This window comes from Cellulosilyticum sp. ST5, from assembly GCF_046529625.1.
In the GTDB taxonomy this organism is placed as follows: Bacteria; Bacillota; Clostridia; order Lachnospirales; family Cellulosilyticaceae; genus Cellulosilyticum; species Cellulosilyticum lentocellum.
Window position 1 is genome coordinate 2,814,259 of sequence record NZ_CP132338.1, and the last position, 19,434, is coordinate 2,833,692.

The window sequence follows — 19,434 nt, forward strand, 5'->3', positions numbered from 1 at the left end:
TGTAGCAAGCCCTTTTGTATTTTTTATGAATCACTTTATAAGCTCAGAATAAAAACCTTTTTCATCCATGTTTTCTTTTAGCATTTCTTCGTATAGCTACAATTTTTTTAATATCTTCTAATCTATCCCCCTCGTCTTCAAGATCAATCATTAACCAGCATTGTCCCATTCCTTTGTCTGTTTTATGATACAAGTCTTGTAAATCCTTTGTTAATTCAGTAAGTAACTTAATAAATTCTTCTTTTTCATTTTCTCCTATTACCACAAGAACTTTGAAAAAACCTTCATGTGGATATAGTGTACATAGGGTTTTACCTAATCTTTTTAGTTTTATATTCCAGCCTGGAGCCCAAGAACATTTACTATATTCAAGTATAGTCTTTACCCCATATTCCTTTATCAAATAACTATAAAATTCATCCCATAAGCTATTATTTACATAATCACTTATCTCATATAATGCTGGCATTCGATCTCTCTCTAATATATCTATCATATCTATTCTCCCCCTGAACTCAAAATTAAGTATTTTAACTTATCTCATCTATTTATTACCAACTTATGATTTCAATGCAACAGGCTTTACCCAAATCTCCATAGACGTAATCTCTTTATCATGACTTTCATAACGTTCAACAGAAAACGGCTCAATAAACAACTTATGATTGGGTAGCCAAACGTTAAATAAATATTGTTGTGCTTTATAAAGTCCATCCATTACCAAGCTCTCAAAATTTTCAGTTTCGAATGAGCAGACAATATACTCCCCTTTTTGAAGCTCCCAATTACTAAAGTCTTTTAGTATTATTGGTGACTTAACCTGTGCTCCTGCAAAATAAACGAAGAATCCTTCTTCTATACAAGGGTATGCGACACCAATTTCATATCCTTTGTTTACTAAACCTGGAATATTCACTTTACGTTCATGAAAGTTTCTCCAGAACTTATCCAGTGGATCAATACCTGATTTAATGCCAAGTCCTTCAATAAATTGGATAGGTGTTTTTGTTTCTAAACCCACGTAATATTCTGGCTCCAGAAGCTTCTTTCGACTGATTTCGATTACAATCCCATCACTGATTAGTGGCACATTTTCGTCAATAAGTGTGTAATTAAGACTAAGCTGCGGCTTTGTCATACGGTTTAATGCCACTGGATTTTTACGATAGCTCTCTGGAGTCATATCAAAAGTTTGTTTAAAAATACGTGTAAACTGTTCATGGGAAGAAAACCCTAAATCTAATGCAACATCCAAAATACGCTTATTCCTTTGAAGCAGACCTTCCGTTGCTTTTGCCATACGACGTAGTTTGATATATTCCATCACTGATTTCTTTACTAGCCTACTGAATAATCTTTGATAATAGAAAGGTGATAAAGCAGTCATTTCAGCAAGCTTTTTAATTTCAATTGTTTCGGATAAGTGTTCATCAATATAATCAAGCGTCATTTGTATTTGTTCCCATGCATGCATAACAACATCTCCTTTTATTTATATCTTATGCCTAGAATAACACAAAAACAGTTTATAAGCTTGACTATCAATGCTCTTTTTACACATCATTTATTTAATATCCAACTACTTGTTTCCTAAAAATATTTACTGAAATTAATTGACACGCAATAAAAAACGGTATAACATCAGAAAATGTCATACCGCTATACTTATTATTCAATTTCCTGCTTCTCTATTGCTTCGCCCATCCTAGCTCTGATAGCTTGTAATCTTTTATCAATTTCTAGTAAATAATCCCTTTCTTCAAGTGCTTCTGAATCTAGTAATCCTTCTACCTCACTCATTTCATTAATACATTCTATGGCTTTCTTAGGATTAGTATCTAAACCAGGCTCTTCCTCCTCTTCCTCTAGCATATCCTCAATATTAATCTGCTGAGATATATAACGAGACTCTATGGTCTTTTGGATATGAGCTTTGTCAAAAAGTTTTTGACTTTGAGGAATATTACTCATTTTACTAATTTGCTCTTCTAATTCTCTAGCTTTTTCTTCTACTCTCTTATCCTTACTAATGCTATCGATAATTCTCTTTAATTCCTTGGTAATCGGCTCTGTACTCGTTTCCTTTGTTAGGTCGCCTACCACAGCACCTTCTGGTAAAATAAAGTCTTCCTGCTCTTCCACCCTTGGCTTAGGACATATAGGTTTGCATATAGGCTTACAAACGGATTGCTGTGCTTCTTCTTTATGCTCACATGGCATTTCCTTATGCATATACTTTTCCTTGTGCTCACATGGCATTTCCTTATGCATATACTCTTCTTTGTGCTCACATGGCATTTCTTTATGCATATGCTCTTCTTTGTGCTCACATGGCATTTCTTTATGCATATGCTCTTCTTTATGCTCACATGGCATTTCTTTATGCATATGCTCTTCTTTGTGCTCACATGGCATTTCCTTATGCATATACTCTTCTTTATGCTCATATGGCATTTCCTTATGCATATACTCTTCTTTGTGCTCACATGGTAAGATAACAGGACCTGGTTCTAGCGGTACTTTTGGCTTTGGTAATATCACAGGTCCTGGCTCCATTGGTACTTTTGGCTTTGGTAATATGACTGGTCCTGATTCCTGTGAAACTACCACTTTAATTTTTTCTATGGAAATTGTCTTTTCAGCTACTACTGGCACCGGCAATATGACTGGAACTGGTTCCTGTACTACTGCTTTAGGCTTTTCTACTGGTACTGGTTCCTTTACCACTATCACTTTGACCTTTTCCTCTGGCTCTGGTTCCTTTACTACTACTTTAGGCTTTTCTACTGGCATTGTTTCCTTTACTACTACTTTAGGTTTTTCTACAGTTCCTGTTGGCTGCTTTGTTACGGTTTTAGGCGACACTTGATTCGTAGACTTTTGTTCATTTCTTGGAAATAGACTATCGACCATCGATAAAAGCATATACCTATCTCTACTAAAGCCAACTACTACAGCCTCTGCCCCTCTCATTTCATGTTCAGCCACTAATGCTACACCGTCAATCTCCTCTAACCTTAAGCCACTTCCTAGAATATTTTTTTCATCTACAATCCATTTTGTTTCCTTTTCTGTCCCTAACTTTCCCACCTTAATGCCTTCGTTATGATTTTTACTAAATATACAAAACACATAACGATTACCTGATGGTAATGCCTTTAGATTTTGTACATAGCATTTAATCATACCTGGAGAAGAAAGTGTTACATGCCCTGTTACTTTGCGGTCGTCTATGCCATATGTAGAAATGTTTTCTTGCAAGCTAATCAAATTATTTACATACATTTCTCTATCCCTCCGTTGTCCTTGTTAGTCATTCTATACTATGTATATGAAACTTCTTTATATCCTATGACAACAAAGGGATGAGCTACTTTGAATAATTATAGCAATTCGTTTAATTTGCTAAGTACTATCATCATTTCCGCCCTTGTAAGTGTTTTGTCTGGTGCCATCTTTCCATTATTCATACCCTTTAGCAAACCTACTTGATTACAGTATACAATGGCTTCTTTATAAGGTGATTCCTCAATATCTGTAAATGTTGTTATTTCATTAACTATTTCTAACTTACCTTCTGTTATCTCATATAATACCTGTGCAAAAAGCTCTCTAGACAAAGGCTTTTCTTGTAAAGCAGCTACTTCTTTTAAGGTTTTCTCACTTAATTTGCTGCCTATAGACATTTTATGAGCATAAGACCAGTTAGTCTTATCTGTCCAATACTGACTTACTATATCTCTTGATAATTTAGTTTTCATCTGTCCATTTAAAAGCAAAACGCGGTCTAAGAAGGTAAAAGCATCCGCAACTCCTAAAGCTTGATTTGGTGCAAAGTTTTCTTCGTCCATACCTCTAGCTAAGCCTAATTGAAGCGCCTTCTCAATATTTCCATATGCCCAATGAGTGTTAGCTACATCTTTAAAATTCATCTCCTTAATAGGTGTAAGAGTTACATAATTTAGCGTTATACCCATTTTTTCTAAAGCCTTTGGATCAGTTAATAAAGCTTTTAACTGTTCTGTTGTAAATATAGAACCTGTTAGTTCATCTAGCCATTTTAGATCTTGACTCGTTTGTAATAGGGTATAAGGCATATACTTACTAAGCTTTTGAGTAATCTCCTCTTGCTTAGAGGTAGATAAGTTATTATAGGCGTTTAGAAAACTATTACTTGATGTACTAGAGGTTGTTTGTGTTGTATCACCACTATCTCCACCTGTACTACCTCCACCGTTATTGCCAGTATCAATTTCTTTAGAATTTAAGTAGCAGACAAAATCATCTATGGTTCCCCAACCATTTGCATCACATTTAATAGCAATACCAATCGTTAAGGTACCCTGTTCTACTAAAATATCTTTAATCGTTGGTGTGTTCCAATTAGCCCAACCTTTAACGCCTGTCTCAGCTTTATACGTTTTGTCTCCTACTTTAGCATAAATAGTCATCTCACTATTATTGCAATCGCCCCCTTGTAAGGAAGCGCTAAAATCATAATAGCCTTTTTCTAGTCCCGTAAGTGTTTGCTCTACAGTAAAATTGATAGCTTCATCATTCCAAAAATGCACACTATAATTCCCTGTTTTTGCATCAGAAGCTTTGTTTTGATAGCCTACATAATCAGAACTTTCTCCTAAATAATCAATCTTCCACATACTATGATCTGATTGTTCAAAGCTTGGGTTAAGTACAAGGTTCTTTGGACGAATAACAAGCTGACATTTAACTTGAGCCCCATCTATTAAGGTACCTGTGATTTCATAAGTTCCTGCACCTTTTTCTTTAGCTACTGCAATAGCCGCTTCATCCCAAGTAACATTAAATGTCTCCTGTGTCCCATCATTAAAGAAACCTTTGATAGCTTCTGGTAATACAATCTCTGCTCCTACTTCTGCTGCTACTGAAAGTGTTTCATAGCTTGTAAGCTTACGATCAGTTACTGCTCCATTCTTCAAATAGCTATAGGTATATAATGAAGGAAGTGGCTTACCTTCTTTATCAAATAGAGCTTGATTATCCCAAGAGCTACCACCATACCATACCCCTGCATCTTCTGGGTCATATTCTTTTGCATAGCTAGATGCCCAACCTGAACCATAGCGTTCCCAAGTCTCTTTTCTTTCTTCTAAAGTAATTTGTGGTACAGTAATCCAGGCTGGTTCCCAGTAAAATATACCTATTCCCGCTTCTCCCACATTAACCACTGCTTCTGCTACGTCACGAAGTGAATTAGCTTGGCCTTGTGCAGAGATTTCATAGTTAAGATCCTGACCTGATTCTTTAGGTGCTGAATTTTCATGTCCATCTGTATCTTCTTTAGTATAAACATAAGAAGTTTCTGCTACCATTACCTTTTTACCATATGTATCTGCTACATTTTTAAGTACAGAAGTAAGATTACTTAATGTACCATGCCAAAATGGATAGTAGGAACTAGCAAATACATCATAGTCTACATTATACTCATTCAAAGTCTTAGCAATTTTTGCATACTTACCTGAAGTTTCAGGATTGGTAAAATGTAATGCTATTAGTATATTAGCATCTATTTCTCTAATAGCTCTGCTACCTTCATTAAATAAGGCGCACATATTGGCCCAATCTGTTTCTCCGCAAAAACCATTTGTTGTTTCATTACCTACTTGAATCATGCCTACATCTACGCCTGCTGCTAATAATGCCTGTAAACTTGTCTTTGTGTACTCATACACAGCTAATTTTTTCTCTTCTAAAGAATAGCTCTCCCATGCCTTTGGAGCTTTTTGTTTAGCTGGATCAGCCCAAAAATCAGAGTAATGGAAGTCAACTAAAACCTTCATCCCTGCCTGGGTTGCACGCTTACCAATTTGAATAGCTTTAGCTAAATCATTATTACCGCCACCATAGCCATTTCCATTAGCATCATACGGATTATTCCATACGCGTACACGCACATAATTAGTGCCTGATTCCTTTAAAGTTTTACAAATGTCTTGTACATTTCCAGCTTTATTATAGAATTGAACACCACTTTCTTCTAATGCAATTAAACTTGATATGTCCATTCCTCTAATGAAATCATCACTAATACCCGGAACATAATCAATAAATAAATCACCTTGCTCTGGTATTGGTTTTTCGTCAGGTTTTGGTACATCTGAATCTTCATACGTCTTTAAGCTTACTTCATCTATGTAACCATAAGCATTAGGTGAGCCTTCTATTGTAATTTGGATAGGTACATCTTTTGTTTCCGTTGTTTCAAATACTAAATAGACCTTTTCCCATATATTCCAGCCTTGTGTTGCCGCCGCCTCACCGGATTCATCTAATGCATTAAGGATTACCTTACCACCATCGCCTCCCATAGAATAAACACTTAGGGTATACTTACCAGCTGGTAAATCTTTTACTGTTTGTTGTAACGTAATCGTATGACTAACGATTTCACTACTATCAATCCAATATTTGATGCACTGCTGACCTTCTCTAGCTAAAATATCAGCATTACTTGCATAAGCAAATTCTTCTGGTTTAGCTTTATTCCAATCTGTTGTATCAATCTTCCAATCAGACCACAGCGTACTACTTTCTTCAAAACCACCATTAACAATGGATGGTGCATCCGTCTCCTCTTTCTTAGCAGGTATTGCCTCTACTCTTATATCATCGATATAACTATAAGCTCCCGGGGTAGCTGCTATAGTAAGCTTTATGGGTATATCTCCCGCCTGTTCTACTTCAAAGGATAGTTCCACTCTCTCCCAAGTGTTATAGCCTTTATTAATAGCAAGTGCTGATGAAGTAGTTGTTCCTGCACTTAGCTGAAGTGTGGCAGACTTCTCTCCCATAATATACGCTGATAAAGTATACTCTCCCTTAGGTAAACCTTGAATGGTTTGCTCTAAAGAAATCTCATAGCTATTTACTTGCTGATCATTTACCCAGTAAGTTATAGCTTGCTCTCCTTCTTTGCCCTGGATATACGAATCAGTATTATACTTAAAGGACTTTACATTTGCATCAGCCCATGACTGAGTCATAATCGTCCAGTCCGTCCAAATAGTAGCATCATCTTCAAAGCCACCATTTGTTATGTAATTAGTAACCACTTCTTGACCATAAACCACTATCTTATCCACTGGTATACCTGTTAAACATAAACATAGCATTAATAAATAAGTTATTCTTCTTCTCATTCTATCATCCATCCTTCTCTCATGGTTGTATACTAAATTTGAAAATGACTTATTGCTTGTTCTAGTTTCTTCGCATCTTGATCTAATAACTCCGCTGCCTTACCCAGTTGTTCTACAGCTTCTAATTGTTTATCTGCTGTATTTTGTACCTCTTGTGAAGATACTGCTGTCTGCTGTGATACTGCAGTAATATTACCAATAGCACTTAATGTATCATCCTTGACTACTTCAATTTCCTTAATATCCTTTGAAACTTCCCCCAAATTAATAACCAAGTTTTTAATATTTGAATTGATATCATTAAAGATTTCTACAGTTAACTTAAGTGCTTCTTCTTGCGATGAGGCAATTACTTCTGTTTGCTTAACAGCTTTTACTGTCTCTTTGGTTTTCACCGCTATATTTCCTAAAAGCTCTTCTATTTTTCTCGCACCTTCCGCAGATTGCACTGCCAATTTATTAACTTCTTGAGCTATAACGGCAAAACCTTTACCCGCTTCCCCTGCTCTTGCTGCCTCAATAGAAGCATTTAAAGATAATAAATTCGTTTGTTCAGCAATGCCATTAATAACGCCTACAATGCTTTCTATGGCTGCAGAAGCTTTTGATAGTTCTTCAACATCTTCAATGACACTACTAGTGGCACCAATCGTTTCCTTTACCTTTTGAGTTAGATTATCTACTAATCCAACCCCTTTTTCTACAACTATCTTAGTCTGACCAGTAAAAGTTTCAATTTCACCTGTACTTTTATATAGACCTTCTATTCTATCTGATAAGTCACCCATTTGCCTTAAGCACTTACTAGAATCCTCTGCTTGCAAAATAACACCTTTTTCAATTTCACCAATGGCGCAGTTTATTTCTTTACTAGCCGTTAATAGTACATTAGAAATATGAGACATATCCTTAGAAGACCTTACAATCTCTTCCCCTACATCTGTCGTTTTATGTATGAGCCCTTTCATATCCGTGAGCATACCCGTTATGCTCTTAGATAACTGTCCGAACTCATCTTTTCTATTTCCCTTTATTTCAACTGTTAAATCTCCTTCAGCAGCTTTGGATAAGGCTTTTTGCATATTCTTTATGTTCTTTTCAATCCCCCCTGCCATAAGAGAACCTATTAAAATCGCTACTATGCCTGCTATAATCACCATAATAAAAGTAAGCCTTTTAATAGTTTCGGCTTGTGCAATAATTGCGTTCTTAGGAATAAGCGTGGTAAGCATTGCCCCTGTATCTCCTATTTTGGAATAAACCAACAACTGCTGAGCGCCATTATAATCTACATAACTATAGCCCGAGGTCTCCTCACTTGCCTTAAAATCCTTTAAAACCTGAAAGGTACCAAATACACTAGTTTCCTTAGTCCCTAGTAAAGTTTCTCTTTCATCAGGTGCTATAAAACCCACAACATTGCCTTCTTCACCACTAAGCTCTTCTAAGCTGTTTACAAGCTTCTCCTTACTAATATCAACGATAATGTAGCCCTCTCCTTGAATAAATTGACGCGTGTAAGACATCACATAAGCTGCGCCTTCACTGCCTGTTGCTTCATCTAAGAAAAGATGATAACCGTTCCACTCATACTGCTTCCCACCAGCTGCTAGCGCTTTGTTTTCTTCTGAATCTAAATACTCCTCATAATGCTTAGTGCTTAAGGTACCTCCTGTAGCATAACTTTTGCCATAAGCCGATAAAACGTTAAAAGAGTTAACAAAATCATTACTAGTAGCTACTTTAACAAAGGTCTTATAAAGTGCTTTTTGTAAATCTTCCTCTTCTGACTTTGTAGTACAAGCTGCTGTATAGTACTTAATAAAATTTGAATCTGTTAATAGCTTAAGCACTTCATTTTCAATATTTTTTGTTACTAAGCCTAAGTATTCCCCTTTACTTTCTATAGTCCTTACAAGGCTTGTCTCATAATTTTTCCTCAAGGCCGTTGAAGATTGTAAATACGAAATAACACCTAATGAAATCATTAATAATACAGGGATTAAAAAAGCAATGATAAGTTTATTTTTTATTTTATGCCACTTCATACTTTCTTCCCTCCTTTAAACACTTTTCCTTAAACCTTACCTCATAAAAAAAGTTACCCAACTCTAATAATCTTTAACTTATTGTTGGGTAACTTTTGTCACAGTTATCATGTCATTAGCATTAGTTCATTAAGAAATAGCATGCTTATATTCCGTCATTACTTCTACACTCATTAGTTCACAAGCATAGCCCTTTTCCATTGTTGGCCATTCTTCTAAGAAGATTTCTGCATTCTTTTGTAAAGGCATAATTTCTACTTTAAGTGTTTTAGGGAATCCAAAGTGTTTCAAACCAATCTCCCACGATCTACCAGTATAGAAATGGTCATCTACATACTCATCATTGATATATAATTTTGCACTATCTCCTACATAACGTAATTTAATAAATAAATCATTTGCTGATTGATCTCTTTGACCAATGTTAATCTCATAGGTCTTCTTTTCCTTGGTCTCTTCTAATAGCTTATAGCTCACTATGGATGTCATCATTTCTTCTTTCCCTTCATATACTGCAAATTGGCCTTGATCTACTTTTCTTACAAAGCCTTTTGGTGTTTCCTTTAGCGCTGGATAAGCTTTTAAACCAGCTTTACCTCTTCCTATTAATTGAGTACCTTTGTCTGTTTGTAGAACTGCTCCCTCAGTGATGATTAAATATTCTTTATCTAGCTTAATCTTCCATGCATTTTTAGCTTCTTGTCTCGATAAAGTCAATAATTCACTTTGCTTTAACTCACCTTCAATTTGATAGCAAGGCTTCTTATCTCCATAAAAAACATAAGTTGTCATATCTTCATTATTTAATTTGCAAAGTGGTGTTACTACAGCTGTTTTAAGCCAAGCGTCTCCTAACTTCATATTAAATGGGAAGAAGAAAAAGTCTTCATTTCTCACATCTATAGCTGGGTAAGTAAGTGTTTCATCCTTTAAAGGTACTGTTAACACTACATTTTTATGTTCTGCCATCTGGCAGCGTCTTTGATAGTTATTAATGAAAAGGTAGCCTGATTTACCATTATGTCTATAGCTCGTTCTTAAGTCTGTGAAATTGGTTGGGTATAGTGGATTACTTTCTGGCATAGTAGCTGGCATTTCACAAAGTTCACTACCAAAATCTTTGATAAACATGGTTAATAGCTTAATTTCTTTATAGGTTTCTGAAATCTGACCATATTGCCTAATAGGTGCTCTAAAGTCATAAGATAGTTCTGGCAAGTCATTAATAGACCCTGTTTCCTTTGATTCTTGTAAAAAGGAAAGCTTACCTTTTGGATTAGTACCACCATGATACATATAATAACCTAATAAATTAACACCACTTCCTAACTTCACCATAGACATAGCCCCAATATCCTTTGAAGTTGCTATAGGCCTTCTATGATGTGTCACTTGATGACCACCTCCAAGTTCAGCTGTTAAATAAGGGAACTTATTCATATCAAAGGTAATCCCTGTACCAAAGCCGTAATCACTACCAATATTATGGTCATTACGTTCATGAGTAAAAATATAATTACCACTTGGCTCAATATCTGTTAGGCGTTGGTCCCAAGGCGCTTCACAATAACCGCCCATTACAGGAAGAAGTCCTCCTGTTACTGCACCTCCCCAGCCTGTGGCTGTATAAATAGGGACTTCAAAGCCAATCTCTTTTGCCATTTGTGTCAGAATACGCATATGTTCTTCGCCTTCTTCTCCTGTTAATCCACCACAATGACCGTATTCATTCTCTATTTGAAGACCAATAATAGGGCCTCCATCTTTTAATAACAATCCCTTTACTTGCTCATAGATTTTACTATAAAATTTTCTTACTTCTTCTAAGTATGCCGAATCATTCGTTCTTACTTCAAAGTCCTTCTGTAATAACCAATCAGGAAAACCACCATTTCTCACTTCGGCATGACACCAAGGCCCTATACGAAGAATCATATAAGCATCACAAGCTTTGCAGGTCTCTACAAAGCTTCGTAAATCTTTATCACCTGTAAAATCACACTCTCCTTCAATTTCTTCATGGTGAATCCAAAGGACATAAGAGGAAATAACATCTACCCCTCCTGCCTTCATTTTATAAATAGATTCTTTCCAATATTCTCTTGGATACCTAGAATAATGGATTTCACCCATAATAGGAAACCAAGGCTTTTGATCTTTCAGCATGTATTTTTCATTGTAGCTAAATGTTGTACTTTTCATATCTGATCCTCTTTCTCTCACTATTCTTTTACAGCAGATCCACCCATACTTGTAATCATTGTTTTTTGCATAACTACAAAGAAAATAATAAATGGGATAGCGATTAATAATGCCCCTGCTGCAAAGGTTGTAAATTCATTTTTCTTCTCTGTTAAAAAGCTACTATATAATCCAAGAGCTAAGGTTTGTTTATCTGATGAACGTAGCACCATTTTAGGGAAAATATAATCCATCCAAGGTGCTGTAAAACTAGTAATACCAAGGAAAATAATAATAGGTCTAGCTATTGGGAAAATAATGCTTCTAAAAATTCTAAAATGACTTGCACCATCTATTCTAGCGGCTTCATCTAAGCTTTTAGGAATCGTATCAATGTAGCTTTTAACCATCCAGGTATTATAAGGAATATTACCTGCTAGATAGACTAAAATAAGGCCCCATAGTTTATCTAAACCACCAATTCTAAGTAAAATAACATAAATAGCAACCATCCCTACAAAAGAAGGAAATATTTGTAAAATAAGCATTGCCATCATCATACTCTTCTTCATTGCAAATTGAAAACGAGAAAAAACATAAGCGCCTAATGAAGCAATCAGAATTGTAGCTAACGAAGTACATACTGCTACATATAAAGTATTTTGGAACCATTTCACATAGTTCGTATCATTAAATAAACGTTCAAAATGCTTAAAAGAAATACCATCTCCAAAAGGAATAATGCTTAGTGAAGCTATAGAGTTTCCTGGTGAAAATGCCCCACTAACGACATACATCAAAGGATAGATTACAAATAATGAAGTCCCTATTAAAAATAAGAGGATGAAGGCTAAATTAATTTTTTTAATAACTTTGTTGTTCATTAGATTTCACCGTCCTTATAGGATTTTGTCTTTCTAAAGTTGTAGATTGCAAATGGCGCAAGGACAACGAAGATTACCACTGCAAGCACGGCAGCATAGTTGTATTTCAGTAAGTTAACTGTTAACTTATAAATCCAGGTTACAAGTATATCTGTTCCGCCAGCACCTGTGGTTGTGCTATCTGCTACAACAGGGTTACCACTGGTTAAGAAGAAGATTGCACCGAAGTTATTGATATTGTGAGTAAAAGACATGATAATCAGCGGTGTTGTTTGATAAAGTACAATTGGTAAAATCATTTTCTTAAAGATTTGGAATTCACTTGCCCCATCAATTTTAGCTGCTTCATAAATATCACTTGAAATAGCTGTCATAGACCCCATAATGAGTAACATGAAATAAGGGAAGCCAGCCCACAAGTTAATGAGTACACAAACGAATTTAGCAAGCCATTCATTACTCAGCCAAGGAATTGTCCCTGATATAAGTCCTAGTTCTACTAAAGTACGATTCACAATACCAAAACTACCATTTAATAAGTTTTGCCATACAAGCATACTTACAATAGCTGGTACTGCATAAGGCAAGATAAAAATTGTTCTAAAAACGGGTGCTAATTTTAATTTACTTTGCTGGAGAATTACAGCCATTATCATGCCACCGAAATAACAAGTCATCGTAGCAAAAGCACCCCATACAACTGTCCATATTGCCACTCTTGCGAATCCTGTAGACCACGCTGCACTTCCACCAAACATCGCTTTAAAATTAGCAAATCCAACCCAGTCTACCGTATTATTAGGCGGAATATGATTGGGTGCTGCATAGTTTGTAAAAGCCACGCAAGCAGAGAAGACTAAAGGAACAACAACGAAAAACAAAACAAGACCTACAGTAGGCGCAAGCCCTAAAATAGGAAAGGCTTTCTGAGCTGTGTCTGATAGGATTTTTTTCTCACTTTTAAATTGACCTTGAATACAATATTCTTCATAGGACTTTAAAGCACTACGTACAGAAATCACATAGATTGCAATGAAAATAAAAACAACAGCTAAGATAATGACACCATCTATCAGCATAAATATGGAGTTATCTCTTTGTTTCACTGGTAAATTCGGTTGAGGACTTCCTAAAGTAATCATATTTATTAACTTCTGAACCACTATTGGTGAGAAAGCTAACATCATTAATTCGATAAGTGCATAGAATGCACCTTTAATATATTCTTTTAAATAAACGATATGACCTAGCCCCATAAATAATATGGATGTTAGCAGAACTTTTTTTCTAGAAGAACCATCTGTCTGTAGATTGGTTTGCATAAATTCACCCCTCTTTATGTATTTCCTTTATTAAAAAGGTGCACAGATTCCTCTGTACACCTCATCTTTAGGCTAGCACTTATTGGGCTAAGATAGTTGCATTACAAGCGTCTAATTCAGTTTGAACGTCTGCACCGTCCCAAATATTAGCACTTGCAGCTTTCATAGCATCCCAGAATGCATTCATTTGTGGTATAGATGGCATTGGGAAAGCGTAGTCTAATTGTTTTAAGAAACCTTCGATATATGGACTATCTACTTCAACATTGATTGCTGGTAATGCCCCTGTAAGGTCAAAACGTAATTTTTGCATTTCTTCTGACATTAAAAATTGTGAGAATAAGTTAGCTTCTACTGGATGTTCACTATAAGCTGATACGAACATCGCTCTTGTTCCTGAGAAAGAAGCTGATGGTGTATCATTGCCTGGTAAACTTGGAAGTGCTGATACTCCAAAGTTAAGTCCTGCACCTTCAAAAGTAGCTACGTTCCATAAACCAGTAATATAAAGTGCTACATTACCACTACTAAATGCTGAATCACAGGCTGCTGTTGTAAGGTCAGCTGAAGGAACGTCTAATGCACTTCTAAGGCTTTGGAAGAATTTCATTCCTTCTACTGAAGCTGCTGAGTTAATATTAGAATTGGTTGTATCTGTTCCATCTGGTCCAAACATACGGTTATCTTGGCTTGTTGTAAAGATAATTGTATAGTAACCATTTTGTACGTCCATCATGAAACCATATTGATTATTATGTTCTGCATTGAATTTTTCACTAAACGCTTTTAAATCTTCCCATGTAGTTGGTACTTCTTCTTCAGCAATAAGGTCTTTATTATAGAATAAAGCATAAGTTTCTGCTGATACTGGGTAACCATACATAGTACCATCATATGTAAGCGCTGATGTAGATGCTGCTAATGCAGTTTTTGTAACTTCTTCAGCATTTTCTGTTGGAAGTACATGACCACCTGCTACTAATTCCCCTAATTTATCATGTGGTGCTGCAAATACATCTGGTCCTACCCCTGCTGGACCATCTAATGCGATTTGTGTAGTTGTATCACCTAATTCTACATTCACATATTCAACTGTAATATTAGGATATTTTTCTGTAAAAGCTGCTCCTGCTTGTTTAATGAACTCATCAGGTCCAGCTGTTGATTCCCATACTGTTAAAGTAACTGGATCTGTTGAGACAGCTGGCGTAGATGCTTCAGTACTTGCCGCTGGTGCTTCACTTGCTGCAGGTGAAGCTGCTGCCTCACTACCCCCATTACTACTACATCCTACTCCCATTGTACCTGCCACACATACTGCTGCTGCTAAAGCTAACTTTTTAAGTTTCATATTAAAATACCTCCTCGTAAATTTTTACATGGTTGATTTTTTTAAAACTATTTCATAATCTAATAAGGTTTTATTTACTATTTCTTTACCTGCAATGAGGTTAATCAAACACTTGCCCGCTTCAATACCCAAGGTTTTAATATCAATCCTTAATGAGGTAATTGGGGGATTATAATTTTCTAGGTAAGCGCTGTCATAAAAGGATGCAATCTTTACATCCTTTGGCACACTGTACCCAGTCTCATTAAGTCTTGTGAGTACTCTGCTACAGATAATATCATCACTACATACAATGCAATCTACTTTCCTATTCATAATCGTATCTACTGCTCTATCAATCAGAACATTGCTAGTCATATCTGTGTAGACAAGTGTTTCATTAACAGGTATGCCATTATCTTTAAAGGCTTTTAAGAAACCTTTATAGCGATTTGTATTAACTATATGACGCTGATTACCTGCCAGTAAGGCCATGGTGGTATAACCAGATTTAATGAGGACAGATGTCAGTTCACAACACCCATCTATGTGATTATTATCAATCTGTATAACCTCATCCTCTTCACTAGAACCTACTACTACAAAAGGAAGGTGTGTTTGCTTCAGATAGTCGATAGATCTATCATTCACTATTGGCCTTGTTAGAACGATACCATCTACTTTATTATTTTTTATTAATCTTTTTAACAAACTAATATCATTTTCTGTTGCCGTTGTAACAACTACATCATAATCAAAGCTTGCCGCTACATCACAAATACCCATTAAGCAGCTTTGAAAGAAAGGAATTTCTGTTAGATTTGTATCTGCCGGAAGCACCACCCCAATATTAAAGGTTTTGGATTGCGCTAAACTTTTTGCGATTAAATTAGGTCTGTAATCATGTTCATGAATATATTGTAGAACACGATTTCTGGTAGCTTCACTAAGCCTTCCTTTTCCTGATATAGCTCTGGAAACAGTTGTTTTAGATACGCCTAACTCTCTAGCAATATCACTAATAGTAAGGTTTTTAGATACTTCACTTACACTTGCATCTTCCACAAATACACTTCCTTTCATTGAGCAACCGGTTGTTTATATATTCAGATTATCACCAATTTTTTGCACTGTCAATGTCTATTTTATATACTCAAACCTTATTTTTTCGTATATTTTTTAACATTTTTCACAATACATTGATTTTACTTCTTTGCAACATTGCGCAACCGATTATTCTTTTTTAAATTTTTTATCAAATTTAATTTTACCTCTATTTACTTACATTAGCACACCTTTTTTCTGATTAGTCTAAATCATTTCGCACTATTTTTGCACCTACGTTGCGCTTTTATAATAATTATTTTTGTACTCTTACTTTTTTATATTTATTTTTACACTTCGTCACCTATTTCTCTACATTTTAAGCTAATATCTTCCGTATTTACATTTATTTTTATATAATATTTTTAGATTCAAATTTATTTTCATATTTCTTAATAAAGGAGCAAAAAAAATGTTAAAGTGTTTAAAAAAGATTTTCAACTATTCACTATCCGTTTTTGTAGCTATTAGTGCCATGGCTATTTCTCCCTCTTCACTTCTAGCTGCTTCTAGCATTACCCTTAAAAGTAGCGGTGCTTGGTTCGAGTCTGCTTATGCTGAATGGGAACAATACAACGGCGCATCTAGCTACAATGTGTACTACAAATCTTCTTCCAATGATTACACTCAAGTAGATAACGAACTTATCCGAGGTACCCGTGTTGATATTCCAGGTCTTAGAGGTGATACTAACTACACCATCAAAGTAGTTCCTGTCGTATCTGGAACTGAGGTTACTTCTGCAACTGCACAATTTAATGTCACACCAGCTACTTATGATCGTTCTGGTTATGCTTTCTTTAATGGTATGACTACTGGTGGCTACAACGAAGATGGTACTGTTAAGTCAAATGCCAATATTGTTTATGTAACAGATGCAACAAAAGATACTGTGCAACTTAACGGCTACACAGGCATTGCCAATATTCTTTCAGAATCTGCAAGGAAAAATGATAAAACACCTTTAATCGTTCGTTTTATCGGTACAATCAATGTTCCTAAAGGTGCTACAAGCTATCCTGAGAATATGGTTAAGGTCAAAGCTGCTGATAATGTAACACTCGAAGGTATTGGACCAGATGCTAATATTTCTAAATGGGGTTTTTGTTTCCAACGAAGCTCCAATATAGAAGTAAGAAACCTTGATTTTTACTGGTATCCAGAAGATGCTATGGGGTTTGAATCAAACTGTTCTAGAATTTGGGTACATAACAACACCATTAGAACCGGTCACCAAGATAATCCTTCTGAGTCAGATAAAGCTCATGGTGATGGTGGTACAGACTTTAAATATACCGATTATGTAACAGTGTCTTACAACCATTACGACAGTTGCGCAAAAACCTCTTTATGTGGTTTAAAAGAAAATGCAACTTATCGCCTTACTTTCCATCACAACTTCTTTGATGGAACCGGCTCTAGAACACCTCGCGTACGTTACTTTGATATTCATGTTTATAATAACTATTACAAAGGTGTATCTACCTATGGTATTGGCGCTTCTGTTAACTCTAATATTTTCTCTGAAAACAACTATTTCGAAGATACAAACAAACCAATGGTTATTTCTATGCAAGGTAATGGTGGGACAACTTTCTCTAGCGAAAATGGTGGCACCATCAAAGCATATGGCAACAAATTAGTTAACTGTACTAATTATCTTCCTGGTACAGATTACTACGAAGCTGCATCTAGAGACCAAATCATTAATTTCTCAGCGAATAAAGGCGGCTCAACCTATAACAACTTCGATACCAATGCAAGTAAATTCTATGTCAATGATTATGTACTTCATTCTGCTGATACTGCTAAAGAAATGGTTCTAAGCTACGCTGGAAGAATGAAGGGTAGTATATCCGATTCTACTACTCCACCTGATACAGGCGACAATAATGGTGACACTGACAATGGCGATACTGATAATGGTGGCACTGATAATGGTGATAATAATACGGGCGACATTTCAGATTGTGTTGCATTAGGTACTTATGACCTTAATAAATCCACCATTCCAGCAACAGAATGCATTGTTAATAACATTACTTTTAATGTAAGAAGTGTAGAATCTACTGGTGTTAAATTAAGAAGTAATAATACGATTACTTTTAAAGTAGCTTCATCTTGTACACTTAAGATAGAGACCACCGGTAAAGGTGTTACTGTTTCTTCTACTGACGGCCAAATCAATTTTAGCGGCTCTACTTCAAACTCAGTCACGACTGAAGCAGGCTCAACAACTATGGCACTTACAGCTGGCACCTATACGATTACAGGTGCCGAGTCAGGTAGCAATACCTTAATGACTAGCATTGCATTTTATTAAAACAAAAAGGCAGAGACTTTTTATATGGTCTCTGCCTTTTTTGAGAGCTTCCTCTCTATTTGTTATTTTATTGATTAATAACGCCTTGTTCTACCAATAATGCCAAGATCTCCTCATATGCAGCTACTTCTTTTCCTGTCCATAAGTAAAAGCTATGAACAGCCTGATTGATGAGCATACCTATGCCATGAACTACCTCCAAGCCATTGGTTTTAGCCCATAAAAGTAGCTTAGTATCATGTGGTGTATAAACAATATCACATACTACCAATCCCTTTGGTGGACTAATAGCTTCATCTATTGGGCAAGAATCTTTTTGTTTACTCATCCCTACAGGCGTTGTATTAATTAAAAAATCCACACCTTGCAAATCACTTTCAGTCATATTGAGTGATTCAATTTGAATACTTACTTTTGTAAAACGCTCTTTAATTTGCTCCCCTAGCTGCTTGGCTTTTGCTAAGGTGTTATTACAAATAATAAGTTTATTTACACCAGCTGCTGCTAACTCTACGGTAATCGCACGACTTGCACCACCTGCACCTAGAACCATAACTGTTTTTCCTTTTAAGGTATGGCCTGCTTCTATAACGGATTTTACAAAGCCTACACCGTCTGTATTATAACCAATAAGCTTTCCATTGTCGTTTTTAATTGTATTAACAGCTCCTATAATAGCTGCATTGGGATCAATCTCATCTAGATAATCCATTACCTTAATCTTATAAGGAATCGTTACATTACTCCCCACTATACCTAATGCTCTAATTCCCTTTACAGCAGCCTCCACTTGATCTTCCTCGACATCAAAGCATACATAGCGCATATCTAACCCACATTTCTCTGCTAAATAATTATGTATATAAGGTGAAAAACTGTGACTTACTGGATGTCCTAAAAGACATGCTAATTGGGTAGTTCCACTTATTTTCATTCGAATCACGCCTCTCCTATGTTCCTCAAATTTCCTGTTTATCTCATTTTTATTATAAAAGGTTCTATCACCAAAAACAATCAATCCAGGCTACTCTTTTAGCTATTATATTCATCAACTAAAATTT

Annotated in this window: 12 protein-coding genes; 1 reads left to right on the forward strand and 11 read right to left on the reverse strand. The window is 35.7% G+C overall.

What is annotated here, in order from left to right:
* Positions 1-61: 61 nt before the first annotated feature.
* From QTL86_RS14020 to QTL86_RS14065, 10 genes are all read right to left on the reverse strand, one after another.
* The gene (locus QTL86_RS14020; RefSeq protein ID WP_127065719.1) at positions 62-496 is read right to left on the reverse strand and encodes a DUF3788 domain-containing protein; all 435 of its coding nucleotides are present in this window, start codon (positions 494-496) and stop codon (positions 62-64) included.
* Positions 497-559: 63 nt separating this feature from the next.
* Positions 560-1,474 (reverse strand): helix-turn-helix domain-containing protein, encoded by a 915-nt coding sequence (locus tag QTL86_RS14025; RefSeq protein ID WP_410495195.1) that lies wholly within the window; start codon positions 1,472-1,474, stop codon positions 560-562.
* A 194-nt stretch (positions 1,475-1,668) separates the two neighbouring features.
* Positions 1,669-3,285, reverse strand: a complete 1,617-nt coding sequence (locus QTL86_RS14030) for a hypothetical protein (protein ID WP_410495196.1) — start codon at positions 3,283-3,285, stop codon at positions 1,669-1,671.
* Positions 3,286-3,383: 98 nt separating this feature from the next.
* Positions 3,384-7,181, reverse strand: coding sequence for a glycosyl hydrolase 53 family protein (locus tag QTL86_RS14035; protein WP_410495197.1), 3,798 nt, complete (start codon positions 7,179-7,181; stop codon positions 3,384-3,386).
* Between the two features lie 32 nt (positions 7,182-7,213).
* Positions 7,214-9,229 carry a methyl-accepting chemotaxis protein gene (locus QTL86_RS14040; RefSeq protein WP_410495198.1) on the reverse strand — a complete coding sequence of 672 codons (2,016 nt, stop codon included), beginning with the start codon at positions 9,227-9,229 and terminating at the stop codon, positions 7,214-7,216.
* Positions 9,230-9,358: 129 nt separating this feature from the next.
* Positions 9,359-11,431, reverse strand: a complete 2,073-nt coding sequence (locus QTL86_RS14045) for a beta-galactosidase (protein WP_410495199.1) — start codon at positions 11,429-11,431, stop codon at positions 9,359-9,361.
* 20 nt (positions 11,432-11,451) lie between these two features.
* Positions 11,452-12,294, reverse strand: coding sequence for a sugar ABC transporter permease (locus QTL86_RS14050; protein WP_013655726.1), 843 nt, complete (start codon positions 12,292-12,294; stop codon positions 11,452-11,454).
* The gene (locus QTL86_RS14055; RefSeq protein WP_127065713.1) at positions 12,294-13,616 is read right to left on the reverse strand and encodes a carbohydrate ABC transporter permease; all 1,323 of its coding nucleotides are present in this window, start codon (positions 13,614-13,616) and stop codon (positions 12,294-12,296) included. The genes QTL86_RS14050 and QTL86_RS14055 overlap by 1 nt, the downstream gene beginning before the upstream one ends.
* A 79-nt stretch (positions 13,617-13,695) precedes the next feature.
* On the reverse strand, positions 13,696-14,967 hold the full coding sequence (locus QTL86_RS14060; RefSeq protein ID WP_410495200.1) for a maltose ABC transporter substrate-binding protein: 1,272 nt from the start codon (positions 14,965-14,967) through the stop codon (positions 13,696-13,698).
* A 24-nt stretch (positions 14,968-14,991) separates the two neighbouring features.
* Entirely contained in the window at positions 14,992-16,011 is a 1,020-nt protein-coding gene (locus tag QTL86_RS14065; protein ID WP_243118649.1) for a LacI family DNA-binding transcriptional regulator, read from the reverse strand.
* 451 nt (positions 16,012-16,462) lie between these two features.
* On the opposite strand from QTL86_RS14065, the gene QTL86_RS14070 reads away from it, so the two are divergent.
* A complete protein-coding gene (locus QTL86_RS14070; protein WP_410495201.1) occupies positions 16,463-18,373 on the forward strand; it encodes a hypothetical protein in 1,911 nt (636 codons plus the stop codon).
* 67 nt (positions 18,374-18,440) lie between these two features.
* Here the strand turns inward: QTL86_RS14070 and aroE are convergent, their stop codons facing one another.
* The gene (gene aroE, locus QTL86_RS14075; protein WP_127065709.1) at positions 18,441-19,307 is read right to left on the reverse strand and encodes a shikimate dehydrogenase; all 867 of its coding nucleotides are present in this window, start codon (positions 19,305-19,307) and stop codon (positions 18,441-18,443) included.
* Positions 19,308-19,434: the final 127 nt, after the last annotated feature.